Here is a 25890-nt window from a genome sequence, read left to right as displayed (position 1 = left end):
GGGCGTGGCAACGCAGGGCGTGGTGTCGAGAGGCGTCGCATCGCTGTCAGTGCTTCTTCATCCGCTGAAGTTCGTCATTGGTTTGACGGATGACAGATTTCAGCTCACTGTCAGGGCTCGCCCCGTCCTTGATGATCCGGTTCAGCGCGTCCTGGTAGGCGCTCTGGAGCGTCGGCGTCCACAGCAGCGGCTGCGCGTAGCCGTGATCGGTCACGAATGTGACGACGTCGGCGGCGGCCCCCTCGCGCAGCTTGGCCGCCTTCTTGGCGAGCGAGAGCCGCGCGGGAATGTGGAAACCGTAGCTCAGCGCGAAGTCCTCCTGATGGTCGGCGCGTTCGACCCACAGCCACTTCACATACGCCTTCGCCTCGGCCTGGTGCTTCGAGCGGGCCGACACCGCGGCGGCGTACGCGCCCACCGGCACCGACGGTTTGCCGGCCGGGCCGTCCTTGGGGAACGGCAGCACCCCGAAGTCGTCCCCGAGCGCCTGGCGCACGGCCGGCAGCGCCCACAGGCCCGACCACTGCATCGCGGTGAGCCCCTGGGTGAAGGCGGCCGGGTCCGACCAGTCGGACGGCGCGCCGAGCAGCAGCGACTTGTCGGCGTACAGCTGGCGCAGCTTGCCGAGCGTACGGGCCGCCGCCGGGTCGTCGAAGCCGGGCCGGCCGTCGTCGGTGACCAGGCTGAGGCCCGCCGAGTACAGCGGCGTACCGCCAAGCACGCCCGCCCCGCCGTCGTTGCCGAGGAAAAGACCCTTGACCTTGTTCCGCGTCAACGCCTTGGCGGCGTCCACGAGTTGGTCGAGGGTGGCCGGCGGCTGGACGCCTGCGGCGGCCAGCAGGCTCTTGCGGTAGTAGAGGAACTGTGTGTCGATCACCTGGGGGATGCCCCAGACTCTGCCGTCGTACGTCTTGGGCGCGAGCACGGCCGGGTTGAAGTCGTCGCGCACGCCATCGAGCAGCGCGCTCAGATCGGTGACCTGGCCGCCCCTGATCTGGTCCAGGGTCGGCCCGTTGACCTCGAAGACGTCCGGACCGGAGTCGGTGAGCAGGGCGGCGGCGGTCTGCTGGTCGTAATTGCCGGGGCGCCACTGCACGGTGACCTTCGCCTTGCCGTAGGCGGCCGCGTAGCGGCGCACGGCGGCCTCGGTGCCGGGCTCGCCGTACTGGTGGTACCACTGGCTGAGCGTGACACCCCCGCCCGGCGAACTGCCCTGGTCGCGGCCTGTGTTGGAGCCGCAGGCGGTGAGCAGGCCGAGTGCGGCCCCGGTGCCGAGCAGTGTCCGGCGGCTGATCGTCATGGCGGGCGCCCCCCTGTTCGTCATGTGGCTGTACGGCTCAACGATCAACCATGCAGGGGGATTACGACAGGGGTATTGCCAGGATGTGTCGGCCCGCGCCGGGCCGCCGCCGCGTCGCCCGGCGCTCAGGCCTCACGGCGCGCGGGCGGCGTTCCGAGCCGCAGGCGCAGCCGGCAGATCACCGCGTCGGTGTCCCTGCGCACCGCGTGCGCCAGGACCGCGCCGCGCTGGTTCTGGAGCACCCGCTGCCAGATGTGCGCGGGCTCCACCTCCGGGATGAGGACGGTGACACGGGTGCGCGGATGGTAGGTGTGGACGCGGCGCACATAGGCGGCGACCGGACGGCCAAGGCCGCGGTGTTCGCAGGCCAGCTCGACCAGCTCGACGCCCGGGCTCCACCGCTCCCAGTCCCGGCGCAGCGCCTCCGCCTGGGGCCGGTCCTCCTCGTCGAGGTGGCTGACGGTCACCGCCCGCACCTCATCGCCCAGCGACACCGCCGCGTTCAGGGCCTCGCGGGTCAGCCGGGACAGGTGCGACACCGGCACGATCACCAACGACCGGTCCCGGCACGGAGGTTCGGGCACGCGGCCCAGATCCAGGCGTTCGGCGATCCGCCCGTACGCGCGGTGGACCGCCTCCAGGACGAGCACCAGCAGCGGCAGCGCGACGACGATCAGCCAGGCGCCGTCGGTGAACTTGGTGGCGGTGACCACGACCGCCGCGACACCGGTCAGGGCCGCGCCGAAACCGTTGAGCAGGACCTTGCGGGACCGGCCGGGTACGCCCTCGCGGCACCAGTGGACCACCATGCCGCTCTGGCAGATCGTGAAGCCGACGAAGACACCGATGGCGAAGAGCGGGACCAGCGTGTTGGTGTCGCCGCCGGAGAACACCAGGAGAACCGCGGAGACGGCGGCCAGCGCCAGCACACCGTGCCGGTGCACCTGCCGGTCGGCCTTGAGGGCGAACACGTGCGGCAGATAGTGGTCCCGGGCCAGCAGCGACATCAGCAGGGGCAGCCCGCCGAAGGAGGTGTTGGCGGCCAGCGCGAGCAGCACGACGGTGGCGAACTGCACGACGTAGAACGCCCAGGTGTGGCCGAGGGAGGCGTCCGCGAGCTGGGCCAGGACGGTGACGCCTTCGGCCGGCTGGAGGTGGAAGCGGCCGATCAGCACCGCAAGACCGATCAGCATGGCCCCGAGCAGTGCGCCGAGCGCCACCTCGGTGCGCTGGGCGCGCCGGGTGGCGGGGGCGCGGAAGGAGGGCACCGCGTTGGCGACGGCCTCCACGCCCGTCAGCGCGGAACAGCCCGACGCGAAGGCTTTGAGCAGCAGCAGCGCGCCGACCCCGGTCGCGTCGCCCGCGAGGACGGAGGTGTGGCCGTCGGCGGTGTACGTGGACGCGGGCGCCGCCCGGAACAGGCCCACCACCACGATCGCCCCGATCGCGGCGACGAAGACGGCGCTCGGCACGACGAACAGTTTCGCCGACTCCACCACGCCCCGCAGATTGACGGCGGTGACCAGCGCCAGGGCGGCCAGGCACAGCACGAGCCGGTCGCCGTACAGGCAAGGGAACGCCGACGTCAGGGCGGCGACCCCGGCCGTGACGGAGACCGCCGCGTTCAGGACGTAGTCCAGGATCAGGCAGGCCGCCGCGACCAGGCTCGCGCGGGCCCCCAGGTGCCTGCGGGCCACCGCGTAGGAGCCCCCGCCGTCCGGGAAGGCCGCGATGACCTGCCGGTAGGAGGCGACGAGCACCGCGAGCAGCGCGGCGATGGCGAGCGTCACGGGCAGCGTGAAACCGAGCCCGTGTCCGCCGGCGGCGGCCAGGACCAGGACGATGGCCTCGGGCCCGTACGCCACCGACGCCAGCGCGTCCAGGGCGAGCGCGGCGAGCCCCTGCGTGGCGGTGAGCCGGTGCCGGTCGCCCGCACGGGGGCGCTGTCCGGGGGCCGCGCCCTGGGCGACGGCCTTCGACATGGTGAGCATGGACCCAGCGTGCGGGCCGGGTGGGCACCCGCCGGGCGCCCTTGGCGTCGCCCTGTCGCGCGGAACACGCATCCATACGCGCTCTTGGCGGCGGCTCTTTGCGGCGGATGGAAAAACAAACCCGGCGGGGCGATGAGTTTCCGCGCGGCTCGCCGTCTACCCCTCGTACAGCCGACACCACCCACGAGGGAGCACACCATGCCCACCATGATCTTCGTCAATCTGCCGGTGAAGGACCTGGAGCGCTCGAAGGAGTTCTTCGGCAAGCTGGGCTACTCCTTCAACCCCCAGTTCACCGACGAGAACGCGGGCTGCCTGGTCATCAGCGACACCATCTACGCCATGCTCCTGACCGAGCCGTTCTTCAAGAACTTCACCCAGCGGGAGATCGCCGACACCGCGACGACGGTCGAGTCGATCGTCTGCCTGAGCGCGGACAGCCGCCAGGAGGTGGACCGCCTCGTCGACACCGCCCTGGCCGGCGGCGGCTCGCCCGCCAACGACACCATGGAGCAGGGCCCGATGTACGGCCGCTCCTTCCTTGACCCCGACGGCCACCACTGGGAGGTCATGTACATGGACCCGGCCGCGGTCAACGCCTGAGAGCCGCCCGGGCCGCCCCGCGCCGCCGGAGCGGCGCACGGTCCGGGCCGCCCGGCCCGTACGTCACAGAGCCTCGTAGGTGACGCCGGTGAGCCGCTGGGACGCCGCCCACAGCAGCTCACCGGCGACGTCGTCGCGGGTCCAGGCCGCCCGCCAGGACGCGCCGGGCGCGCCGCGCAACCCCATCAGGGACGGCCCGGTGAACGAGTCGGGCCGCACCCCGGGCGCGGTCGCCGCGTACAGGGTGGGCAGCGCGCCGGTCTCGGCGGGCTGGGCCACCAGGCGGTTGCCGAGCTTGACGATCCGCTCGGCGGCCCCGCGGCCCTCCATGCGCACGGCCCGCGTCTGGAGGTCGGTGTCGGCGTAACCGGGGTGCGCGGCCGCCGCGACCACGGGGGAGTTCGCCGCGCCGAGCCGCCGCGCGAGTTCGTGGACGAAGAGCAGGTTGGCGGACTTGGAGCGCCCGTAGGCGATCCAACGCCGGTAGCGCCGCTCACTGTTGAGGTCGCGGATGTCGATGTTGGACAGCACGTGCAGGCCGCTCGACACGCTCACCACGCGGGCCGCTTCGGCCGCCCGCAGCCGGGGCAGGAGCAGCCCGGTGAGCGCGAAGTGACCGAGGTGGTTGACCCCGAACTGCGTCTCGAAGCCGTCGGCGGTGCGGCCGTGGGGGAGCGCCATCACGCCCGCGTTGTTGATGAGCAGATCGAGCCGGGAGCCGGGCAGCGCGGCCGCGAACTCCCGCACCGAGGCGAGGTCGGCGAGGTCGAGCCGGCGAAACTCCGCCCGCGCGCCGGGGACTTCGCGGCGGATGTGCTCCTCGGCCGCCCGCCCCCGCTCCTGGCTGCGGCAGGCGAGCACCACCCGCGCGCCGCGACGGGCGAGCTCGCGCGCCGTGACGAGGCCTATGCCGCTGTTCGCCCCGGTGACCACGGCCGTGCGGCCGCTCTGATCGGGGATGTCCTGAACGTTCCAGCCACCAGTCATACCGCCACCGTACCGTTCGGTATGCGGGTGGGCGGGGCGGATGAGACCCCGCCGGTCAGGCGGAGGCGGCCGCGCCGGAACGCTCGGTCGCATATGTCCGCACGGCGTGCGCCTCGTCGTCGAGGCAGGCGCCGGTCTCCAGGTCGAAGCGGTGTTTGAGGAGCGGGGACGCGACATAGGGGCGGCCCTGCGGTGTGGAGCCGAGCAGCCCGCGCGACAGGACATAGGCGCCGGTGAACGGATCGCGGTTGTCGATGGCGTAGGTGCGGCCGTGCCGGTCGGTGAAGACGGCGGCCTGGCGGCCGTCGGGCAGCAGCGCGGCCACCCCGCGCCCGGGGGTGAGCCGGGCGGCCTCGCACACCGCGAACCAGCCTTCTTCCAGCTTGAGATGGACCATGGTCATCGGGTGGCTCCCAGGGTGAGGAGGGGCAGTTCGGGTTTGATCTGGTCGCGTTCGGCGACGAAGCGGACCGAGGGGTCGGGCGCGCCGGGCGCGTTCACGAACGAGACGAAGCGGGCGAGCCGTTCGGGGTCGTCCAGGGTCCCCGCCCACTCGTCGCGGTAGCCGGCCACATGCGCGGCCATCAGGGACTCCAGCTCGGCGCAGATGCCGAGCGAGTCGTTCACCACCACGTCCCTGACGTGGGCGAGGCCGCCCTCGATGCGCTCCAGCCACACCGAGGTGCGCTCCAGGCGGTCGGCGGTGCGGATGTAGAACATCAGGAATCTGTCGATCAGACGGACAAGTTCGTCATCTGTCAGGTCCTGGGCCAACAGGTCGGCGTGGCGTGGGCTCGCGCCGCCGTTGCCGCCGACGTACAGGTTCCAGCCGTTGGCCGTGGCGATCACACCGAAGTCCTTGGACTGGGCCTCGGCGCACTCGCGGGCGCAGCCCGAGACCGCGGACTTCAGCTTGTGCGGCGAGCGCAGCCCCCGGTAGCGCAGCTCCAGGTCGATCGCCATCCGCACCGAGTCCTGCACGCCGTAGCGGCACCAGGTCTGGCCGACACACGACTTGACCGTACGCAGTGACTTCCCGTACGCGTGCCCGGACTCGAAACCGGCGTCCACCAACCTGGCCCAGATGACGGGCAGTTGGTCGACGCGCGCGCCGAACAGGTCGATGCGCTGTCCGCCCGTGATCTTGGTGTACAGGCCGAAGTCCCGGGCCACCTCGCCGATCACGATGAGCTTGTCCGGGGTGATCTCGCCGCCGGGGATGCGCGGCACGACCGAATAGGAGCCGTTGCGCTGCAAGTTGGCCAGGAAGTGGTCGTTGGTGTCCTGGAGCGCGGCCTGTTCGCCGTCCAGGATGTGCCCGTTACCGAGGGCGGCCAGGATCGAGGCGATGGTCGGCTTGCAGATCTCGCATCCCTCGCCGCCGCGCGCCCCGGCGCGCCCGTGCCCGTCGAGCAGTTCGGTGAAGGTCGTCAGACGCAGCGCGAGCGCGATCTCGTACAGCTCCTGGCGGCTCTGGGCGAAGCAGGCGCAGAGCCCGTCATCGCCGGACTTCGGCAGCAGCTGCCCGATGGTCTTGACGCAACTGCCGCAGCCCGTACCGGCCTTGGTGCACTTCTTGACCTCGGGCAGCGAGGAGCAGGCGGTGATCGCTCCCTTGGTGACGTTGTGGCAGGAGCAGATGACCGCGTCGTCGGGCAGCGACTCGGGTCCGAGCGCGGCCGGCGCGCCGAGCCCGGCGGGCAGGACCAGCTGCTCGGGGGCGACGGGCGGCACGTGCCCGGTCAGCGGGCGCAGCATGCCGTACGCGTCGGCGTCGCCGACCAGGACGCCGCCGAGCAGGGCGCCATCGGCCGACATGACGAGCTTCTTGTAGACGCCGGAGCGGGAATCGGAGTAGACGACGTCGAGGCAGCCCGGCGCGGCGCCGTGCGCGTCGCCGAACGACGCCACGTCGACGCCGAGCAGCTTCAGTTTGGTCGACAGGTCGGCGCCGGTGAAGGCGCGGCGGGCGGTGGCGGCGATGGTGTCGGCGGCGGTCTGCGCCATGTCGTAGCCGGGCGCGACCAGGCCGTACACCCGGCCGTCGGCGGCCAGCGCGCACTCGCCGATCGCGAAGACGGCCGGGTCGCTGGTGCGGCACTGCTCGTCGACGACGACGCCGCCGCGCTCGCCGACCGTGAGGCCGCAGGCGCGGGCCAGCTGGTCGCGGGGGCGGACGCCGGCGGAGAAGACCACGAGATCGGTTGACAGATGAGAGCTGTCAGAAAGTGTCATCCCGCTGACGCGTCCCTCATCGTCGGCGGTGATCTCCTGGGTCCCCACACCGGTGTGCACGGTGAGGCCCATGTTCTCGATGGTGCGCAGCAGCGCGGCGCCGCCGCCCTCGTCGACCTGGACCGGCATCAGCCGGGGCGCGAACTCCACGATGTGGGTGTCCAGGCCCAGTCCGCGCAGCGCGCCGGCCGCCTCGAGACCGAGCAGCCCGCCGCCCACCACCGCGCCGGTCGTCGCGGTCTTCGCGTACGCCTCGATGGCGAGCAGGTCCTCGATCGTGCGGTAGACGAAGCAGCCGGGGATGTCCTTGCCGGGCACGGGCGGCACGAACGGGTAGGAGCCGGTCGCCAGGACGAGCGTGTCGTAGACGAAGGTGCGGCCCGAGCGGGCGGTGACGGTGCGCGCCGCCCGGTCGATGGAGGCGGCCGGGTCGTCCACGTACAGCTCGATGCCGTGTTCGCTGAGGAATCCTTCGGGCACCAGGCTGAGTTCGTCGGGCGTGCGGCCCTCGAAGTAGGAGGTGAGGTGGACGCGGTCGTAGGCCGGGCGGGGCTCCTCGCACAGCACGACCACCCGGGTCCGCGCGGTCGCGCCGCGCTCGGCCAGTGCCTCGAGGAAGCGCTGGCCGACCATGCCGTGGCCGATGACCACGAGGGTGGGAAGGTGTTCGGTGGGCACGTCAGGAACCTCCGTCGTGGGTGAGCAGATGGAGCAGGGACGCGTCGGGCAGCGGCTCGTCGCCCGCCCAGGCGCGCGCGAGCGTCCCGACCGCGCCGAGGTCGCCGAGGAGTACGCCCCCCACCAGGCGGTCGCCGCGCACGACGACCTTGCGGTAGGCGCCCCGGGTGGCGTCCGCGAGATGGGCCACGTCGTCGCCGGGGCGGGGCGTGGGTTCCCCGAACGCGGCCAGGTCGAGGGGGCGCGGACCGCCGAGGGTGAGCCGGGTCAGGCCCCGGGTGCCGGGGTAGGAGCCGCGTCCGGTGGCGAGCAACGCGCCCAGCGCGTCGGCCTGTTCGAGCGCCGCGCCCGCCCGCCCGTACACCGTGCCCCGGTGCTCGGCGCAGTCGCCGACGGCGTGGATGAAGGGGTCGGACGTACGCAGTTCGTCGTCGACGACGACGCCCTGGCGGACGTCGAGCCCGGCGTCCCGCGCGAGCCCGGTCCTCGGGCGCACGCCGGTGGCGAGGACGACGAGTTCGGCGCCGAGCACGAAGCCGTCGGCGAGCTCGACGTCGGTGCCGGCCGGCCCGGTGAGCCCGCGCACCCGGCACTCGGTGTGCACCTCGACGCCGAGGACTTCGAGGTGTGCCCGCACCAACGACGATGCCTGGGCGTCGAGTTGACGCTCCATCAGGCGCTCACCCTGCTGGGCCAGGACGACCTGCGTCCCGCGTTCGGCGAGCGCCCGCGCCGCCATCACCCCCAGCAGGCCGCCGCCGATGACGACCGCGCGGGCGCCGGCGCGGGCCCGTTCGCGCAGCGCGAGCGCGTCGTCGAGGGTGCGGAAGGGGTGTACGCCATCGGGGAGGCGGCCCTCGCGAAGGCCCCTGAGCGGGGGCAGGACCGGGTTGGAGCCGGTCGCGAGCACGAGCCGGCCGTAGGGGACGGCGCGGCCGTCGTCGCAGTGCACCACCCGGGCCGCGCGGTCGATCCGCACCGCCCGCACGCCCCGCCGCACCGGCACCGGGGGCAGGGCCGTCACCTCGGGCCCGTACCGTCCGGCCAGCACCTCGGCGAGGAGCACCCGGTTGTACGGCGCGTGGGTCTCCTCCCCGATGACGGTCACCGGGACATGCCGGGCCAGGCGGGCACCCGCTGTGCCGCCGCCGATCACCACGATGTCCGTACTCATGTGCCCAGCGTGCGCGGTGGCTGTTTCCCGGCCGCATCCCGCCGATTACCGGCGGGGAACCTTGAGCTCAGCGGGGCGGGGGGAGGGGTGTGAGGGGACGGGGGGTGAGGCGGCGGGGGGGGATTGACGGGGCGGACATCGCCCGGTGGCGGGGGGCGGCGGGGCGGCGGGGGTGACGGTGGCTGGGGGTGGATGGTGGCTGGGGTCGGTGGTGGCCGGGGTGGGGTAAACCGAACCCGCAAGATCCGTGCTGGCACGATCGAAAGGGCGGGCTCGGGGCGGGAGCCTTGACGCATGGACCTCGACCAGCGGCATGCCGCACCCCCACCGACCCGGCCGGGCACGCACAGCCCCGCCCATCTGACACCGCGCGCCGCCACGGCCACCGGCGCGCCCCGCGCCGCGCCGCCGGGCGCCGGGGCGGCTGTCCCGGACACACCGGGCTCCGATCGGCGCCCTCAGCACGCCCGCCAAGCCCAGTCGGTGCACCAAGCCCAGTCGGCCCACCAAGCCCAGCCGGCCCAGCACGACCGGCGCGCAGGAGGCCGGGGCCCGGGCTGGAAGGGGATACTCCGGGAGCCGTTCCGGGCCCGGACATGGGTGCGGCCCGCCTACCTCCCGCTCGCCCTGCCGTTCGCGATCCTGTGCGTCCCGCTGGCCCTCGTCGGCGGGCCGGCCGGCCGGATACAGCGCGGGCCGGCCCGCAGGCTGCTTGGCATGGAGGTCGCCGCCCCGGAGCGCACCGGGCCTCTCGCGCCGGCCCACGCGCTGATCAGCCTGCCGCTCAACCTGATCGCGCTCGCCGTGGCGGCGCTCTGCGCGCTCCTGTCCATACCGGTGATCCGCCAGCTCTGACCGAGCGGCTTAGGTTGTGCTCATGCACCGTCCCCACCTGGCGCGGTTCCTGGAGTTCCCCTACCGGCGGGAGCGGCTGGGCACGATCGCGCGGGCCGCCCTGTACTCGCTGATCGCGCTGCCGCTCACCGTGGCCGGCTGGTTCGCTGTCGTCGGTGTCCTGCTGGCCGGCGCGGTCCTGTCGTGGACGACGCCGGGGCTCTGGCTTGTCGCCATAGGCGTCCGGGGGGCGCTGGCCCTCGGAGACGTTCAACGACGCCTGACGCGCGCCCTGTTGGGCACCGAGATCGATCCCCCGCCCCGCGCGGAGACGTCGGGGGCGTTCGACTGGCGGCGCTCGGTGCTGGGGGGACGGCACGGATGGCGGGCGGTGAGCTGCGCCCTGGTCGCGCCGCTGACGGCGCTGCTGCCGCTGCTCGCGGTGTGTGTCGGCTTCGTGCAAGGAGCGCTCCTGAGTCTGTATCCGCTGCTCAAGCGCTGGGACTACTTCACGATCTCGGAAGGCGACGGTTCCATGCGGCGGGTGGGAGTGGAGGTGGGAGGAGTGGAGTTGGACAGCTGGCCGCAGCGGCTGGCCCCGTTCGCCCTCGGCCTGCTGCTCCTGTGGGCGGCGCCGTGGCTGGACCGTCACGCGCTGGCCCCGCACCGGATGCTGCTCACCGCGCTGCTCGGGCCCGACCGGACGGACCAGCGCATCCAGACCCTGGAGGAGACCCGGGCGCAGGCCGTGGACGACGCGGCGGCGACGCTGCGCCGCATCGAACGCGATCTTCACGACGGCACCCAGGCCCGCCTGGTGGGTCTCGGCATGCACCTCACGATGATCCGTGAACTGGTGACGGCCGGCGCCGATCAGGACCGGATCCTGCGGGTCGTGGAGACCGCCCAGGGCAATGCCAAGCAGGCGGTCGCCGATCTGCGGCACCTGGTGAAGGGCATCCACCCGCCGGTGCTCGACCAGGGCTTGGACACGGCGCTTGCCACCCTCGCGGCGGACAGCGCCCTGCCGGTGCGGGTGAGGTGCGGGATCGAGGGCCGGCCAAGCCCCGCGGTCGAGTCCATCGCCTACTTCTGCGCGGCCGAGCTGCTGGCCAACGCGGCCAAGCACAGCGGGGCTTCGGCGGTGGAGGTCACCGTGGTCGGCGCGGCGCGGATGCTGCTGCTCACCGTCGAGGACGACGGACGTGGGGGAGCGGTGGTCGGCGCGGGCAGTGGCCTGGCGGGGCTGCGGGCCCGGGTGCGGACCGTGGATGGATCGCTGACCTGCAACAGTCCACCGGGAGGGCCTACGGTGGTGAGCGTGTTGCTGCCCTTCAAATGAGTGAGAACGGAACGGGTCGATTCATGCGCGTTGTCATCGCCGAGGACTCCTCGATCCTGCGCGACGGACTCGTCCAGCTCCTGGAGTTGCGCGGGGTGGAGGTGGCGGCCGCCGTGGCGGACGCGTCGGCGCTGCTCGCCGCGGTCGCCGAACACCGCCCGGACGCGGCGGTGGTGGACATCCGGCTGCCGCCGACGCAGACCGACGAAGGACTCAGGGCGGCCGTGGAGATCCGCCGCACGGCGCCCGGCACCGGCGTGCTGATCTTCTCGCAGTATGTGGAGACCAAGTACGCGGCGCAGCTCATCGGCGACGGAGGGGCCGGTGTGGGCTATCTGCTGAAGGAACGGGTCGTGGACATCGGGGAGTTCGTCAACGCCCTGGAGCGGGTGGCGGCGGGTGGCACCGCGCTGGACCCGGAGGTGGTGGCCCAGCTGTTCGGCGCGAGCCGGCGGGCGGCGGCGCTGGACGCGCTGACGCCGCGCGAGCGGGATGTGCTCGGGCTGATGGCGGAGGGACGCACCAACCATGCCATCGCGACGTCGTTCGGGGTGTCGGAGCGGGCAGTGGAGAAACACATCGCGAACATCTTCACCAAACTGGATCTGCCGCCGTCGGAGTCGGGACACCGTCGGGTGCTGGCGGTGCTGCGGTATCTGGACCGATCCGTGTCGCCGTAGCTCAGATCCGGCTCAAGCATTCCGAAAGTAATGGACGCACGCGGGCTGCGCTCCTTAAAGTCGCGCTGTGCCCGACATATCGCTGACCATGCTCATCGTGCTCTGTCTCGCCGCCGGCGCGGCCGGCTGGATCGACGCGGTGGTCGGCGGGGGCGGACTGCTCATGCTGCCCGCGCTGCTGCTGGGCCTGCCGCACGTTCCGGCGGCGCACATCCTGGGCACCAACAAGGCCGTTGCCATCGTGGGCACCTCCGGTGCGGCCGTGACGTATGTGCGCAAGGCGCCCGTTCAGGTGAAGTCCGCGGTGCGGATCGGGCTCGCGGCGCTCGTGGGCTCCATGACCGGGGCGTTCTTCGCGGCCGGTATCAGCAGCGCGGTGTTGCGGCCGGTGATTCTGGTCGTGCTGCTGGGGGTGGCGGCGTTCGTGATGTTCAAGCCCGCGTTCGGGACGGCGGCCGGCGGGCGGCCCGTCACCCGGGCCCGCGCCGTGACGGCGGTCGTGCTCGTCGGCGGCGGCATCGGCCTCTACGACGGGCTCTTCGGCCCCGGGACCGGTACGTTCCTGGTCCTCGCCCTCACGGCCGTGCTCCACCTCGACCTGGTGACGGCGAGCGCCACCGCCAAGATCGTGAACGTCTGCACCAACGCGGGCGCGCTCGCGATGTTCGCCTACCAGGGCAACGTGCTGTGGCAACTGGCCGCGATCATGGCGGTGTTCAATCTGGCGGGCGGCATGATCGGCGCGCGGATGGCACTGAGCAGGGGCAGCGAGTTCGTCCGGGGTGTGCTGCTGGTGGTCGTCTTCTCCCTGATCGCGAAGCTGGCCTTCGACCAGTGGAACGCGTGAGGGCGGCGCGGGGCGCGGCGGGCCTGCGCCAACCCTGCCCGGCGCCGGGAGGGTCTGCGCCAACCCCGCCCGGCGCCGGGCCCGTTCGTTCAGAGGGCGCGTTCCGGACCCGTGTGGGCGGGTGGGCGGAGCACGCCGGTCAGGTGGGCGAAGGCGACCACGTTGCCCCGGTAGCCGGTCCCCGGGGAGAAGCCGCCGCCGCAGGTGATCAGGCGCAGCTCCGGGCGGGGCGCGGCGCCGTACACCTTGGCGTCCGGGAACGCCTCGTTCTCGTACACCTCGACCGCGTCGACGTCGAACACCGCCGTCAGTCCGTCGGCGCGGGTCACCTCGACCCGGCTGCCCTTCTTCAGCGCGCCCAGCGCGTAGAAGACGGCGGGACCGCGCGCGTCGTCGACGTGGCCCGCCATCACGGACGTGCCCCGGGTGCCCGGCGGCGTGCCGTCCTTGTACCAGCCCGCCATGTTCGTGCTGCCCGGCGGCGGCACGTCCAGGGTGTGGCCGGCGCCGAGGCCGAGCCGCGTCACGGGCGCGTCCACGCCGATCGCCGGGATCTTGACCCGTACGGGTTCGGCGGGCGGGAGGCCGTCGGGGGGCGGGAGTTCGGTCCCGGACCGCACGGCGGACCCGCTCCTGGGATCAGCCGCGATCCCGTCGCGGGACGCTCCCCTGCTCCCAGCTCCCGCCGGTCCTGCCGCGAACGCCTCGGCCCTGGCGGGCCGGGGCGGCTCCACGGTCTCCAGTCCTCGCTCGATCAACCAGATCCCGGCGAACGCGGCGATCACCACCAGCCAGCCCGCGTCGCGCCGGGCGCCCCCGGTCGACAAGGGCGGTCAGCCCCGGCCCTGCGCGCCGCTCGCCCGGCGACGCAGCAGCCAGGTGCCGCCCACGGCGGCCGCGGCCAGTACCGCCGCGCCCACCGCGATCTCGGTGGTGTCGGGGCGGACGCTGCCGCCGACCCCGGTTCTGACATGACCCCGTGGCTCGTCGCCCTCCCACGGTTTGACGCGCCCCGGCTGATCCTTGACGTCCCAGGGCCTGTCGTGACCGGGGGAGTCCTTGACGTCCCAGGGTTTGTCGCGTCCCGTGCGGTCCTTGACGTCCCACGGCTTGTCGCGTCCCGTGCGGTCCTTGACGTCCCACGGTTTGTCGCGGGCCCCCTGGTCCTTGGGGTCCCACGGCGTGTCGCGGCCCGGCTGATCGCCGCTGGCGTCGACCCCGGGGCGCGTCTCGGCGGTCTCGGTGTTTTTGGTGTTTTCGGCGTTCTTGGCGTTCCTGGCGTTCGCGCAGCGCGCCGATCCGCAGGCGGTGGAGCGCCCGGCCACCGTCGCACCCGGGGACGCGCTCGTCGCCCCGGGATCCGGCGGTCCGCCGGGCTCGGCGTCGGCGTACGCGAGCGCACCCGCCGGGCCCAGCACGGCGGCGCCCGCCAGCAGGGCGCTCGTCAGGAGTCGGGCAGCACGCATGGGTCCTCCGTGGGCGAGGCAGAAGCTACTGCCTACGACCTAAGAGCCACCCCGGCCCCGGCGCCCGCCGGCGGGGGACAAAAGGGTGAGACCCGGGGCCGTACGAGTTACGGGTGACCGCCCCGCCGGGCCCTGCCCCGCAGCGCCCCGCCCTCGCCCCCGCCGCCGTGCGGTGTGGTTCACCCCGGGTGGATCGGGTCCCAGGGGGTTTCCTCGAACGTTCGCCACACCACCTTCATCAGCTCCGCGTCCACCGCGAACTCCCGCTCGTCGACGCGCCCCACCGGGGCGATGCCGCGCGCGTTCGTGACGAAGGCCGCGCCGTACGTGGCAAGGCCCGCCAGGGTCACCTCACGGCGGGTCGACTTCAGGCCGTGGTCCGCCAGACGGGGTTCGAGTACGGCCCGGGTGACGCCGGGCAGCGCGGGACGGTCGGGCCAGACCACCGAAGTCCCGTCCCAGAAGGCGATGTTGGTGACCGCGCCCTCCGCGATCACGCCACCGGGGCCGGTCAGAAGGGCGTCGGTGAAGCCCTGGCGCCGGGCGAGGCGGCCGTAGTAGGCCTGCGCGAACCCGCCGAGGTGCTTGAGGTGGGCGACCGGCCGCTCGTAGGGCACGGACAGCAGCGACTGGGCGCCGGAGGGCATGTCGACGGGCTCGTTCACGACGACCATCACGGTGGGCGCGTCCTCGGGCCCGTACACGTAGACCCGTACGGCCGCGTCCCGCGTGCCCGCCGCGTCCAGGGCCCCGGCCACCAGCGCGCGGACCCGGCCGCCGTCGAGAGCCGGGCCGAACAGCTCGCGGTTGGCACGGTCGAGACGGGTCAGATGGTGGGCGAGACCACGCACGCACGCGTCGCGCACCTGCATGGCGGTGTAGTGCCCGTAGCCGCCGGTCAGCGCGGGAACGAGGAGGTTCTCGGCGTTCGCGGGACGGCCGTCGATCTCGACGTACGGAAGTGTCATGCGCCTCAACATAGTTCGCCGACGCCCGGGCTTGACCTCAACTGGGCTTGAGGTTGAATCCTTCTCGCCATGGACATCACCACGGACATCACCACCGCTACGGACACCGACACCGACACCGCCACCGGGGCCACCACCGGCGCCGAGCAGGCTCCTCTTCGGCTCGCCGTCGTCATCGCCTCCAACCGCGAGGGCCGCTTCGCGCCGGTCGTCGCCGAGTGGTTCCTGGCCCGGGCCCGCGAACACCAGGGCCTGGCCATCGACGTGCTCGACCTCGCCGAGACCGAACTGCCGACCACCCTCTCCCACAACCCCTCGCCCGCCGTCGCCGCCCAACTCGCCGTCACCTCGCCGAAGTTGGCCGACGCCGACGCCTTCGTCGTGATCACCCCCGAGTACAACCACTCCTTCCCCGCCCCCTTGAAGAACCTCATCGACTGGCACTACACGCAGTGGCAGGCCAAGCCTGTCGGCTTCGTCTCGTACGGCGGGGTCTCCGGCGGTCTGCGCGCCGTCGAGCAGCTGCGGCAGGTCTTCGCCGAGCTGCACGCCGTCACCGTGCGGGACGGGGTCAGCTTCCAGCACGTGCACGGCCTGTTCGACGAGGAGGGCGAGCACCGCGAGCCCTCGCAGGCGGACGCGGCCGTCAAGAAGATGCTCGACCAGGTGACCTGGTGGGCGCTCGCGCTGCGCGACGCCAAGCAGGTCCGCCCCTACGCCGCCTGAGGGCGGTGGTGGCGAGACGGCGCCGGTGACGTGGCGCCCGGCCCGGCGCGTCCGGCAGGATCGGGATCCACGCCCGGGCCGGGGTGGCGCTCGCCGTCCCGGCCGGGCCCGGGACCACCACCGAGGGAGGACGCCGTGACATCGGCCCAGACGCTGACCGTGCACACCACCACCGACAGCCAGGACAAGGCGGCGGCGCTGGCCCGTGGCGCGGTGGAGGCCCGCCTCGCGGCCTGCGCCCAGATCGCGGGGCCCCTCACCTCCGTCTACCACTGGGCGGGCGGCATCGAGACGACGCAGGAGTGGCGGGTGCTCTTCAAGACCACCACCGCGCGCTACCCGTCCCTGGAACGCCACCTCCTGGCCGCCCACGACTACGAGACGCCCGAGATCATCGCGACCCCGGTGGTCGCGGGCAGCCCGGCGTACCTGGCGTGGATCACGGCTGAGACGGCGGAGGCGGTGGAGGCGGCTGAGGTGACTGAGGTGACTGAGGTGACTGAGAAGGTTGCGTCGGCCGGGTCGGCAGAGACGACGGCGCCGGCCGGGACCTCCGAGTCGGCCGGGACCTCCGAGTCGGCCGGGACGACCGGGGCCCCCGACCCGACCGACCCGACCGACCCGACCGACCCGACCGTGCGATGAGCCGCGCCGAGCCCGCGCTCCCCTTCTTCGTGTACGGCACGTTGCGCCCCGGTGAGCGCTACCACCGGCGGTTCCTGCGTGGCCGTACGGTTGCGGAGCGACCGGCGCTGCTGGCCGGCGCTGTCCTGTACGACGGGCCCGGCTACCCGTACGCCCTGGCGCATGCCGCGCTCGAAGGCGGCGCGGCCGGGCCCGGGGTCCCTGCGGTCACCGGCACTCTCGTCGAGATCGCCCCCGCCGACTACCCACAACTCCTGGGCGCGCTGGATGAGTTGGAGGAGTACTTCGGGGCCGGGGACCCCCGTAACGTCTACGACCGGGTGGCGCGCGAGGTCGCCGTCGAGGGGCGCTCCGTGTGGTCCTGGGTCTATCTCGCGGCGCCCCGCCTCGCCCGAGAGCTGCGCGCGGGCGGCACCGCGATCCCCGGCGGCGACTGGCTCAGGCGGCCGGTCCCGCCCGCTCCACCCGTACCGCGCACGCCTTGAACTCGGGCATCCTGGACACCGGGTCGAGCGCGGGGTTGGTGAGGTTGTTGGCCCGGCCCTCGCCCGGCCAGTGGAACGGCATGAACACGGTGTCGGAGCGGATCGCGGCGGTGACGCGGGCCGGGGCGGTGGCGTGCCCGCGCCGGGAGGTCACCGTCACCGCGTCGCCCTCGGCCACCCCGATCCGGCCGGCGAGCAGGGGGTGCAGCTCCACGAAGGCGCCGGGCGCCGCCGCGTCGAGTTCGGGGACGCGCCGGGTCTGCGCGCCCGACTGGTACTGCGCGAGCACGCGTCCGGTGGTGAGCACCAGCGGATACTCGGCGTCGGTCTCCTCCTCGGGGCCCCTGTGGGTGACCTCGACGAACCTGGCCCGCCCGTCATCCGTCGCGAACCGTTCGAGGAAGAGCCGGGGTGTGCCCGGGTGGTCCTCGTCGGGGCAGGGCCAGAACACGCCGTCCTCGGCCTCGATGCGGCGGTAGCTGATGCCCGCGTAGTCGGCCGCGCCGCCCGCCGACGCCCGGCGCAGCTCCTGGAACACCGTCTCGGGGTCGGCGGGGAACTTCTTCGCCATCTTCTCGCAACCCAACAGCGCGGCAAGGGCGTTGAGAACGGACAGGTCGCCGCGTACGCCGTCCGGTGGGGCGAGGGCGGCCCGGCGCAGCAGCACCCGGCCCTCCAGGTTGGTCATCGTGCCGGTCTCCTCCGCCCACTGCGTCACCGGCAGCACCACGTCCGCGAGTTCGGCGGTCTCCGAGAGCACCACGTCCGCGACGGCCAGGAAGTCCAGCGCGCGCAGCCTGCCTTCGATGTGGGCCGCGCGCGGCGCCGAGATCACCGGGTTCGAGCCCATCACGAGCAGTGCCCGCACCTCGCCGCCGAGCGCGTCGAGGAGTTCGTACGCGCTGGGCCCTGGCCCGGGCAGCGAGTCCGCGGGCACTCCCCACACGTCCGCCACATGGGCGCGTGCCCGGGGGTCGGTCAGTTTGCGGTAGCCGGGCAACTGATCGGCTTTCTGGCCGTGTTCGCGGCCGCCCTGGCCGTTGCCCTGGCCGGTGAGGCAACCGTATCCGGACAAGGGCCGGCCCGCCCGTCCGGTCGCGAGACAGAAGTTGATCCAGGCGCCCACCGTGTCGGTGCCGCTGGCGTGCTGCTCGGCGCCGCGCGCGGTCAGCACCATGCCGTCCGGCGCGTCGCAGAACAGGTCGACGGCCGCGCGCAGTTGGGGCACAGGCACCCCGGTGATCTTCTCCACCAGCTCCGGCCAGTGCGCCATCACCGCCGTCCGCGCCGCCTCCCAGCCCGTGGTCCGCCGGGCTATGAACGCCTCGTCGGTGCGCCCCTGGGCCACCACCAGGTGCAGCAGGCCAAGGGCGAGGGCGAGGTCGGTGCCCGGGCGCGGTGCCAGATGGAGATCCGCCTGCTCGGCCGTCCTGGTCCTGCGGGGATCGACCACGATCAACTTGCCGCCGTTCTCCCGCAGTTCCCGCAGATAACGCACGGCGGGCGGCATGGTCTCGGCCAGGTTCGAGCCCGCCAGGATCACACAGCCGGTCCGCGCCACGTCCTGGAGCGGGAACGGCAGCCCCCGGTCCACGCCGAACGCCCGCTGGTGGGCGGCCGCCGCCGACGACATGCAAAACCGCCCGTTGTAGTCGATGGCGGAGGTCTTGAGCACCACGCGGGCGAACTTCCCGAGCGCGTACGCCTTCTCGTTGGTCAGGCCGCCGCCCCCGAACACCCCGACCGCGTCCGGGCCGTGCTCCTCGCCGACCGCGCCGAGCCGCGCGGCCACCAGGGCCAGCGCCGCGTCCCAGGTGGCAGGTTCGAGCCGTCCGGTGGCGGCGTTGCGGATCAGTGGTTCGGTCAGGCGCAGCCTCCGGTCGAGGAGGGCGGGAGCGGAGCTGCCCTTGCCGCACAGGGCGCCCCGGTTCACGGGGAAGTCGCGCAGGACCACTTCGAGGCCGCCGGGCGCGCCGCTCGCGGCCCGCAGCCCCATGCCGCACTGGAGCGAGCAGTACGGGCAGTGGGTGGCGGTGACGGGCGGGGGCGCGGGGGCGTCGGTGGGCATGCCCCCACGCTGCGCGAGGCGTGTTACGCCCGGCGCCGCCCGCCGGTTACGCGCCCGCTGCGACGGCCTCATCGCGGCGGCCGGCGCGCGGTGAGGCCGTCGCCATCGGAACGTGCCCCGGCAGGGCCGGGCCCCCGCCCCGGGCTCCCGCCGTCCCGGGCCCCGGCTGGGCTGGGCTCCCGCCTCGCCCCGGGCGGGCCCGCCCGTGCATCAGCCGGCCAGCGCCCGCGCCACTGCGGGCTCGGTGGGGCCGAGGAAGGTGGGGTCGGGCTTGAACACGACATCCATCAGGGCCTTGCCCGCGGCGAACACCTCGCGTGCGCCGCCGTAGTACCAGGTCACGTTGTGCGCGGCGTCGACGCCCACCCCGTAGGAGCGCACGCCCGCGGCCTCGCACAGCGCCACCGCGCGCCGGATGTGGAAGCCCTGGCTGACCAGGAGGGCCCGGTCCACGCCGAAGATCTTCTTGGCCCGTACGCAGGAATCCCAGGTGTCGAAGCCGGCGAAGTCGGCGACCACGCGGGTGTCCGGCACCCCGTGGCGCAGGAGATAGCCGCGCATGGCGTCGGGTTCGTCGTAGTCGGCGCGGCTGTTGTCGCCGGTGACCAGGATGGCCCGCACCTTTCCCGCCCGGTACAGCTCGACCGCCGCGTCGAGCCGGCCGGCCAGGTACGGCGAGGGCTCGCCCTTCCACAGGCCCGCCCCGAACACCACCGCGACCCCGGCCGCCGGCGCATCGGCCACGGTGCCGACACGGCCGACGGTGCTGGTACGGAGCCAGGTGGCGGGCATGAGCGCGAGCACGCACCCGGCGACCACACCCCACAGCAGGCGCCGCCGCCCCGCGCGGGTACGCGGCAGACGGGGTCGTTTCAGTGGGATGCGCGGCACGGGGTCCCTCCGGGGGCGGATCGGTGTACGAAAGGGTGGACGCGTGGGGCGGCGCGCCGGTTCGCCCGCGCCAGCGCGACCCCTGGGCGCGAACGGGGGTGGTGAGCGGGGTTGTCGGCGCGGTTGTGACGTGACCGGGGCTGTGACCGGGGCGCAATGGGCCGGCAACATGTGCGGGGCACCATCGGCGCATGACAGATCAGGGCCGGCGCAGGACCGACACGGACTCCGGTGGGCCCGCTCTCGTGGCCGTCGCGCACGGCAGCCGTGACCCCGGGGCGTTGCGGACGGCCAACGCGCTCCTGGACCGGGTGCGCGCGCTGCGCCCGGATCTCGATGTGCGGCTCGGGAACATCGAGATGGACCGGCCCGCGCTGCCCGAGACGCTGGCACAGCTGCGTGGCGAGGCCGTCCTCGTACCGCTGCTGCTGGGGCGCGGCCACCACGTCAAGCACGACATCCCGCGCCTTCTGGCCACGGCGGGCGGCCATCTGCGGGCCCGGATCGCGGCGCCACTCGGCCCGCATCCGCTGCTCGCCGAGGCCCTGCACGCCCGGCTCATCGAGGCGGGATGGCCAGGCGAGGCCGCCGGCGCGCACGCCACTGAAACCGCGCGCGCAACTGAAACCGCGCGCGCCACCGACGCCGGGTGCGCCACCGACGCCGGGTGTGCCGCCGAGGCCGCGCGCTCCACCGACACCGCGCGCGCCACTGACACCGTGCACTCCACCGACGCCGAGCGCGCCCCCGACGCCGCGCTCTCCACCGACACCGCGCGCTCCCTGGCCGTCGTGCTGGCCGCCGCCGGCTCGCGCGATCCCGCGTCGGCCGCCGACACGCGCCGCACCGCCCGCCTGCTCAGCGCACGCCTGGGCGGTGTGCCGGTGGTGCCCGCCTACGCGTCGGCCGCCTCGCCCACCGTGCCCGATGCGCTGCGCGCACTGGCCGCGCGCGGCAGGCACCGGGTCGCGATCGCCTCGTACTTCACCGCGCCGGGACGTTTCGCCGCGCAGTGCGCGGCCCGGGCGCCGTGGGTGGCGGCGGCGCCCCTGGGGGCGCATCCGGCGATGGCCGAGCTCGTACTGCGCCGCTACGCACAGGAGTTGGCCCCGCACGCGGCCCTGCGCGATCCCCGGGCGGATCCGGCGCTCGCCCGGGTGTGAACGGCGGGGACGCAGCGCGAGGCCCCCCATGAGCCCCACTTGTCACTGTCTGCGTTTACTGTCGGTGCATGGAGTTCTACGCCGAGGCCGACACAGAGCGCTGGGCCGCCGAGCCCGACAAGCGGCCGGGCCGCACGGCTTTCCAGCGCGATCGCGCGCGCGTGTTGCACTCGGGGGCGCTGCGCCGGCTGTCCGGCAAGACGCAGGTCGTCACGCCCGGCTCGCTGCCCCGGGGGCTCGGCGCCACCCGGCCGGGACAGATCCCGCTCCAGGCCTGGGACGCGAGCCCGCGCACCCGCCTGACGCACTCCCTGGAGTGCGCGCAGGTCGGCCGTGAGCTGGGCGCCGCCCTCGGCTGCGACCCCGACCTCGTCGAAACCGCCTGCCTCGCCCACGACATGGGACACCCGCCGTTCGGGCACAACGGCGAGCAGGCGCTCAATGAATTCGCCGAGGACATCGGCGGTTTCGAGGGCAACGCGCAGTCGCTGCGCCTGCTGACCCGGCTCGAACCGAAGCGGTTCGTGCGCTCGTCGGTGACCGGGGCGCCCGTCAGCGTCGGGCTCAACCTCACGCGCGCCGCGCTGGACGCCGCCACCAAGTACCCCTGGCCGCGCGGCGCCCACCCCGGCGGCCCGGCGTCGGTGAAGTTCGGGGTGTACGAGGACGACCTGCCGGTGTTCTCCTGGGTCAGGCAGGGCGCCACGCCCTACCGCACGTGTTTCGAGGCCCAGGTCATGGACTGGTCGGACGATGTGGCGTACTCGGTGCACGACTTCGAGGACGGCCTGCACGCCGGGCACATCGACCCGCGCGCGCTGCTCTCGGCGACCGAGCGCGCCGAAGTGTGGCGCGTCGCGATCGGCCGGTACGTGCCGCAGGACACCGCCCCCCAGGAGCTGGCCGACGCCCTGGACCGGCTCATGGAGCAAGAGTGGTGGCCGCACGGCTACGACGGCTCCGCCGTCTCCCAGGCCCGCCTGAAGGACGCCACGAGCCAGCTCATCGGCCGGTTCTGCCTGGCCGCCGAGAGCGCCACGCGCGCCGCGTACGGCACCGGACACCTCACCCGCTACGGCGCGGAGCTGGTCGTGCCGCGCGCGGCCCGCAATGAATGCGCCGTCCTGAAAGCGGTCGCCGACCGCTATGTGATGCAGCGCGACGAGCAGGAGCGGCTGCGCGCCGACCAGCGCGTGGTGCTGACCGAGCTGGCCGAGGCGCTGACGGCCCGTGCTCCCGCCGACGGCCTCGATCCGCAGTTCCGGGCGCTGTATGAGGAAGCCGACGACGACCGCGACCGCAAGCGTGTGATCGTCGATCAGGTCGCCTCACTCACCGACGCGGCGGCGCGCTCGCTTCACTCCAGACTCACCGTGCACCACCGGTAATCCAGGCCGACCCGGCGTCCAGGCGGAGCAAGCCCTCTTCCCCCATCACGCTCCGTGCGGGACGCTCGCAGATGGCGGCGCCGCGCAGCAAGCACCGAGGAGGCATCAAGTGGTCGACGCAGATCGGACATTCGTGATCGTGGGAGGCGGTCTCGCCGGGGCGAAAGCCGCCGAGACCCTTCGCGCCGAAGGGTTCAGCGGGCGGGTGATCCTCATCGGTGACGAACGCGAGCACCCCTATGAACGGCCGCCCCTGTCCAAGGGGTTCCTGGCCGGCAAGGAGGAGCGCGACAGCGTCTTCACGCACGAGCCGGCCTGGTACGCGCAGCGCGACATCGAGCTCCACCTCGGCCAGCCCGTGACCGCCATCGACCGCGCGGCCAAGACGGTCCGCCTCGGTGACGGCGCGCTCATCCAGTACGACCGCCTGCTGCTGGCCACCGGCGCCGAGCCGCGCCGCCTGGAGATCCCCGGTACCGGCCTGGCGGGCGTCCACCATCTGCGGCGCCTGGCCCACGCCGAGCGCCTGAGGCACGTCCTGAAGGCGCTCGGCCGCGACAACGGCCACCTCGTCGTCGCGGGCGCCGGCTGGATCGGCCTGGAGGTCGCCGCGGCCGCCAGGGGCTACGGCGCGGAGGTCACCGTCGTCGAGCCCGAGCCGACCCCGCTGCACAACGTGGTGGGCCCCGAACTCGGCCAGCTCTTCACCGACCTGCACGCCGAGCACGGCGTCCGCTTCCACTTCGGGGCCCGCCTCACCGAGATCGTCGGGCAGGACGGCATGGTGCTCGCGGCCCGCACCGACGACGGCGAGGAGCACCCCGCGCACGACGTGCTCGCCGCGATCGGCGCGGCCCCGCGCACCTCGCTCGCCGAGACGGCCGGGCTCGCGATGGTCGACCGGGAGCACGGCGGAGGCATCGCCGTGGACGCCTCGCTGCGGACGTCGGATCCCGACATCTTCGCGGCCGGCGACGTGGCCGCGGTCCACCATCCGCTGCTCGGCGTCCGGCTGCGCGTGGAGCACTGGGCCAACGCGCTCAACGGCGGTCCGGCCGCCGCCCGCGCCATGCTGGACCAGGACATCACCTACGACCGGATCCCGTACTTCTTCTCCGACCAGTACGACGTCGGCCTCGAATACTCGGGCTGGGCGCCGCCCGGCTCCTACGACCAGGTGGTGGTCCGGGGGGACACGGGCAAGCGCGAGTTCATCGCGTTCTGGCTCAAGGAGCGCCGGGTCCTGGCCGGGATGAACGTCAACGTGTGGGATGTCACAGAGCCCATCCAGGCCCTCATCCGGGGCGGGGCCCAGGTGGACGCCGACGCGCTCGCCGATGCTTCCGTCCCGCTCGACTCCCTCGCACCCTGAGTGTCGGCGCGTCCCCGTAGACTTCACGCGTGGCAGGCAGGATCAACGATGACGACGTGAAGGCGGTACGGGACGCGGTCCCGATCGACGCCGTCGTGTCCGAATACCTCCAGCTGCGCAACGCGGGCGGCGGCAACCTCAAGGGTCTGTGTCCCTTCCACGACGAGAAGTCCCCGTCCTTCCAGGTCAGCCCGAGCAAGGGTCTCTTCCACTGCTTCGGCTGCCAGGAAGGCGGCGACACGATCGCCTTCGTGCGCAAGATCGACCACCTGTCGTTCTCCGAGGCGGTCGAGCGCCTGGCCGCCACCGCGGGTATCACCCTGCGCTACGAGGAGGGCGGCTACAACCCCTCGCACCAGCGCGGCGAACGCATCCGCCTGGTCGAGGCGCACAAGGCGGCCGCGCAGTTCTACAGCGAACAGCTGGGCAGCCCCGAGGCGGAGATCGGCCGGGCCTTCCTCGCCGAGCGCGGCTTCGACCAGGCGGCGGCCGCCCACTTCGGTGTGGGCTACAGCCCGGCGGGCTGGGACCACCTGACGCGCTATCTGCGCGGCAAGGGCTTCAGCGACAAGGAACTGCTCACCTCGGGCCTGGCCCAGGAGAGCCGCCGCAACCCCATCGACCGCTTCCGGGGCCGCCTGATGTGGCCGATCCGCGACGTGTCGGGCGAGGTCGTCGGCTTCGGCGCGCGCAAGCTGCGCGACGACGACAACGGCCCCAAGTACCTCAACACCCCCGAGACGCCGATCTACAAGAAGTCGCAGGTCCTGTACGGCATCGACCTGGCCAAGAAGGACATCGCCAAGTCCAGCCGCGCGGTCGTCGTCGAGGGCTACACCGACGTCATGGCCTGCCACCTGGCCGGCGTCACCACCGCGATCGCCACGTGCGGCACCGCCTTCGGCGGCGACCACATCAAGATCCTTCGCCGGCTGCTCATGGACAACGGCTCGGCCCGCGTGATCTTCACCTTCGACGGCGACGCGGCGGGCCAGAAGGCGGCTCTGCGGGCCTTCGAGGACGACCAGAAGTTCGCCGCCGAGACCTACATCGCGATCGCGCCCGACAACATGGACCCCTGCGATCTGCGCCTGGCCAAGGGCGACGAGGCGGTCGCCGAGCTGGTCCAGCCCCGCACCCCGCTCTTCGAGTTCGCCATCCGCCAGATCGTGAGCCGCTACGACCTGGAGACGCCGGCGGGGCGGGCCGCGGCCCTGGACGAGGCGGCCCCCATCGTGGCCCGCATCAAGAACGTCGCCTCCCAGCACGAGGTCGCCGTCCAACTCGCGGGCATCCTCGGCATCCTGGACACCCAGTTCGTGGTCAAGCGCGTCGCCCAGCTCGCCCGCTGGGCCCGCGACCGGGGCGGCAAGGGCCCCGCGCCCGCGCCCGGCCGCCGCCAGGGCTACGAGAGCGCCGCCCCCCGCCCCTCGGTGGGCCCCGGCCCCGCGCTGAACCTGCGCAGCCCCGCCCACCGCACCGAACGGGAGCTGCTGAAGCTGGCGCTCCAGTACCCGCACCTGGTCTCCCCGGCGTTCGACGCCTATGGCGCGGACGAGTTCACCGCGCCGCCCTACGCGGCGGTGCGCCAGTGCATCCAGGAAGCGGGCGGCGCCACCGACGCCCCGTCGGACTATCTGCCCACCGTCATGGACCGCGCGCCCAACGACGTGGTCCGCGCCCTGGTCACCGAGCTCGCCGTCGAGGCCATCCACGCCCGCACCGTCGACGAGGCGTACGCGGGCGAGCAGTTGGTGGCCGTGCGCCGCCGCGCCGTCGACCGGCGCCTCCTGGACATCCAGGGCAGCCTCGCCCGCCTCGGCCAGCACGGCGACCCGGCCCAACTGGCCGCCGTACAGAACGAGTTGTGGGTGCTTCAGCAGTACGGTCAGGCCCTGCGCAACAAGGGCGCGGCCGCGCTCTAGACGCCGCGGCGGCCCGATCCGGTCGCGCGGCGGCCGCGCCCGGCCCCGCCGCTCGGGTGACCACCCGGCGCTCCCGGCCCACCGCGTGGGTAACCACCCGCTCACGCACGGCTTCAAAAAGT

Annotated in this window: 22 protein-coding genes and 1 pseudogene; 12 read left to right on the top strand and 11 right to left on the bottom strand. The window is 73.3% G+C overall.

Annotated features, from left to right (window positions below):
• Positions 1 to 46: 46 nt before the first annotated feature.
• Both ABR738_RS13140 and ABR738_RS13135 read right to left on the bottom strand, forming a co-directional pair.
• Positions 47 to 1300 (bottom strand): ABC transporter substrate-binding protein, encoded by a 1254-nt coding sequence (locus ABR738_RS13140; RefSeq protein ID WP_350230158.1) that lies wholly within the window; start codon positions 1298 to 1300, stop codon positions 47 to 49.
• A 125-nt stretch (positions 1301 to 1425) separates the two neighbouring features.
• Positions 1426 to 3282, bottom strand: a complete 1857-nt coding sequence (locus ABR738_RS13135; RefSeq protein WP_350234550.1) for an APC family permease — start codon at positions 3280 to 3282, stop codon at positions 1426 to 1428.
• Between the two features lie 207 nt (positions 3283 to 3489).
• Here ABR738_RS13135 and ABR738_RS13130 point away from each other — a divergent pair, with 207 nt between their 5' ends.
• Positions 3490 to 3894, top strand: coding sequence for a VOC family protein (locus ABR738_RS13130; RefSeq protein ID WP_350230157.1), 405 nt, complete (start codon positions 3490 to 3492; stop codon positions 3892 to 3894).
• A gap of 63 nt (positions 3895 to 3957) precedes the next feature.
• Here ABR738_RS13130 and ABR738_RS13125 read toward each other — a convergent pair whose 3' ends face one another.
• The 4 genes from ABR738_RS13125 to ABR738_RS13110 are packed head-to-tail and all read right to left on the bottom strand — an operon-like array spanning position 3958 to position 8968.
• The gene (locus ABR738_RS13125; protein ID WP_350230156.1) at positions 3958 to 4881 is read right to left on the bottom strand and encodes an oxidoreductase; all 924 of its coding nucleotides are present in this window, start codon (positions 4879 to 4881) and stop codon (positions 3958 to 3960) included.
• A gap of 55 nt (positions 4882 to 4936) precedes the next feature.
• Positions 4937 to 5284, bottom strand: coding sequence for a nitrite reductase small subunit NirD (gene nirD / locus ABR738_RS13120; protein WP_350230155.1), 348 nt, complete (start codon positions 5282 to 5284; stop codon positions 4937 to 4939).
• Positions 5281 to 7749, bottom strand: coding sequence for a nitrite reductase large subunit NirB (gene nirB / locus ABR738_RS13115; protein ID WP_350234549.1), 2469 nt, complete (start codon positions 7747 to 7749; stop codon positions 5281 to 5283). Before nirB ends, nirD begins: the two co-directional genes overlap by 4 nt.
• A 46-nt stretch (positions 7750 to 7795) precedes the next feature.
• On the bottom strand, positions 7796 to 8968 hold the full coding sequence (locus ABR738_RS13110; protein WP_350230154.1) for an NAD(P)/FAD-dependent oxidoreductase: 1173 nt from the start codon (positions 8966 to 8968) through the stop codon (positions 7796 to 7798).
• A 294-nt stretch (positions 8969 to 9262) separates the two neighbouring features.
• Between ABR738_RS13110 and ABR738_RS13105 the strand changes: the two genes are divergently transcribed.
• The 4 genes from ABR738_RS13105 (at position 9263) to ABR738_RS13090 (ending at position 12671) form a co-directional block, all read left to right on the top strand.
• Positions 9263 to 9823 (top strand): hypothetical protein, encoded by a 561-nt coding sequence (locus tag ABR738_RS13105; RefSeq protein WP_350230153.1) that lies wholly within the window; start codon positions 9263 to 9265, stop codon positions 9821 to 9823.
• A 22-nt stretch (positions 9824 to 9845) separates the two neighbouring features.
• Positions 9846 to 11144, top strand: coding sequence for a sensor histidine kinase (locus ABR738_RS13100; RefSeq protein WP_350230152.1), 1299 nt, complete (start codon positions 9846 to 9848; stop codon positions 11142 to 11144).
• A gap of 23 nt (positions 11145 to 11167) precedes the next feature.
• The gene (locus ABR738_RS13095; RefSeq protein WP_350230151.1) at positions 11168 to 11824 is read left to right on the top strand and encodes a response regulator; all 657 of its coding nucleotides are present in this window, start codon (positions 11168 to 11170) and stop codon (positions 11822 to 11824) included.
• 67 nt (positions 11825 to 11891) lie between these two features.
• Positions 11892 to 12671 carry a TSUP family transporter gene (locus tag ABR738_RS13090; RefSeq protein ID WP_350230150.1) on the top strand — a complete coding sequence of 260 codons (780 nt, stop codon included), beginning with the start codon at positions 11892 to 11894 and terminating at the stop codon, positions 12669 to 12671.
• A gap of 89 nt (positions 12672 to 12760) precedes the next feature.
• On the opposite strand, the gene ABR738_RS13085 is transcribed toward ABR738_RS13090, so the two are convergent.
• The 3 genes from ABR738_RS13085 to ABR738_RS13075 form a co-directional block, all read right to left on the bottom strand.
• Positions 12761 to 13498: a class F sortase gene (locus tag ABR738_RS13085; RefSeq protein ID WP_350230149.1), complete on the bottom strand. Its 738-nt coding sequence runs from the start codon at positions 13496 to 13498 to the stop codon at positions 12761 to 12763.
• Between the two features lie 6 nt (positions 13499 to 13504).
• On the bottom strand, positions 13505 to 14137 hold the full coding sequence (locus ABR738_RS13080; protein WP_350230148.1) for a GVDTG sorting domain-containing protein: 633 nt from the start codon (positions 14135 to 14137) through the stop codon (positions 13505 to 13507).
• 179 nt (positions 14138 to 14316) lie between these two features.
• Positions 14317 to 15105 (bottom strand): aminotransferase class IV, encoded by a 789-nt coding sequence (locus tag ABR738_RS13075; protein ID WP_350230147.1) that lies wholly within the window; start codon positions 15103 to 15105, stop codon positions 14317 to 14319.
• Positions 15106 to 15174: 69 nt separating this feature from the next.
• On the opposite strand from ABR738_RS13075, the gene ABR738_RS13070 reads away from it, so the two are divergent.
• From ABR738_RS13070 to ABR738_RS13060, 3 genes and pseudogenes are all read left to right on the top strand, one after another.
• The gene (locus ABR738_RS13070; protein ID WP_350230146.1) at positions 15175 to 15831 is read left to right on the top strand and encodes an NADPH-dependent FMN reductase; all 657 of its coding nucleotides are present in this window, start codon (positions 15175 to 15177) and stop codon (positions 15829 to 15831) included.
• Positions 15832 to 15966: 135 nt separating this feature from the next.
• Positions 15967 to 16287 (top strand): annotated as a pseudogene (cutA, locus tag ABR738_RS13065) (divalent-cation tolerance protein CutA); the annotation flags it as partial.
• A 185-nt stretch (positions 16288 to 16472) separates the two neighbouring features.
• Positions 16473 to 16961 carry a gamma-glutamylcyclotransferase family protein gene (locus ABR738_RS13060; protein WP_350230145.1) on the top strand — a complete coding sequence of 163 codons (489 nt, stop codon included), beginning with the start codon at positions 16473 to 16475 and terminating at the stop codon, positions 16959 to 16961.
• Here ABR738_RS13060 and ABR738_RS13055 read toward each other — a convergent pair.
• Together ABR738_RS13055 and ABR738_RS13050 are read right to left on the bottom strand one after the other, a co-directional pair.
• A complete protein-coding gene (locus tag ABR738_RS13055; RefSeq protein ID WP_350230144.1) occupies positions 16915 to 19029 on the bottom strand; it encodes a molybdopterin oxidoreductase family protein in 2115 nt (704 codons plus the stop codon). The two genes, ABR738_RS13060 and ABR738_RS13055, sit on opposite strands and share 47 nt — an antisense overlap.
• A gap of 210 nt (positions 19030 to 19239) precedes the next feature.
• A complete protein-coding gene (locus ABR738_RS13050) occupies positions 19240 to 19911 on the bottom strand; it encodes a SanA/YdcF family protein (protein WP_502964219.1) in 672 nt (223 codons plus the stop codon).
• Between the two features lie 200 nt (positions 19912 to 20111).
• Here ABR738_RS13050 and ABR738_RS13045 point away from each other — a divergent pair, with 200 nt between their 5' ends.
• From ABR738_RS13045 to dnaG, 4 genes are all read left to right on the top strand, one after another.
• Positions 20112 to 21083, top strand: a complete 972-nt coding sequence (locus tag ABR738_RS13045) for a sirohydrochlorin chelatase (RefSeq protein WP_350230142.1) — start codon at positions 20112 to 20114, stop codon at positions 21081 to 21083.
• 68 nt (positions 21084 to 21151) lie between these two features.
• On the top strand, positions 21152 to 22471 hold the full coding sequence (locus ABR738_RS13040; protein ID WP_350230141.1) for a deoxyguanosinetriphosphate triphosphohydrolase: 1320 nt from the start codon (positions 21152 to 21154) through the stop codon (positions 22469 to 22471).
• A 109-nt stretch (positions 22472 to 22580) separates the two neighbouring features.
• Positions 22581 to 23843 carry an NAD(P)/FAD-dependent oxidoreductase gene (locus tag ABR738_RS13035; RefSeq protein WP_350230140.1) on the top strand — a complete coding sequence of 421 codons (1263 nt, stop codon included), beginning with the start codon at positions 22581 to 22583 and terminating at the stop codon, positions 23841 to 23843.
• Between the two features lie 29 nt (positions 23844 to 23872).
• Positions 23873 to 25768 carry a DNA primase gene (gene dnaG / locus ABR738_RS13030; RefSeq protein WP_350230139.1) on the top strand — a complete coding sequence of 632 codons (1896 nt, stop codon included), beginning with the start codon at positions 23873 to 23875 and terminating at the stop codon, positions 25766 to 25768.
• The last annotated feature ends 122 nt before the right edge of the window (positions 25769 to 25890 follow it).

It is taken from the genome of Streptomyces sp. Edi4 (genome assembly GCF_040253615.1).
Classification (GTDB): domain Bacteria; phylum Actinomycetota; class Actinomycetes; order Streptomycetales; family Streptomycetaceae; genus Streptomyces.
The sequence above is the reverse complement of the archived record's forward strand: the minus strand, read 5'-3'. Positions and strand labels throughout refer to the sequence as shown.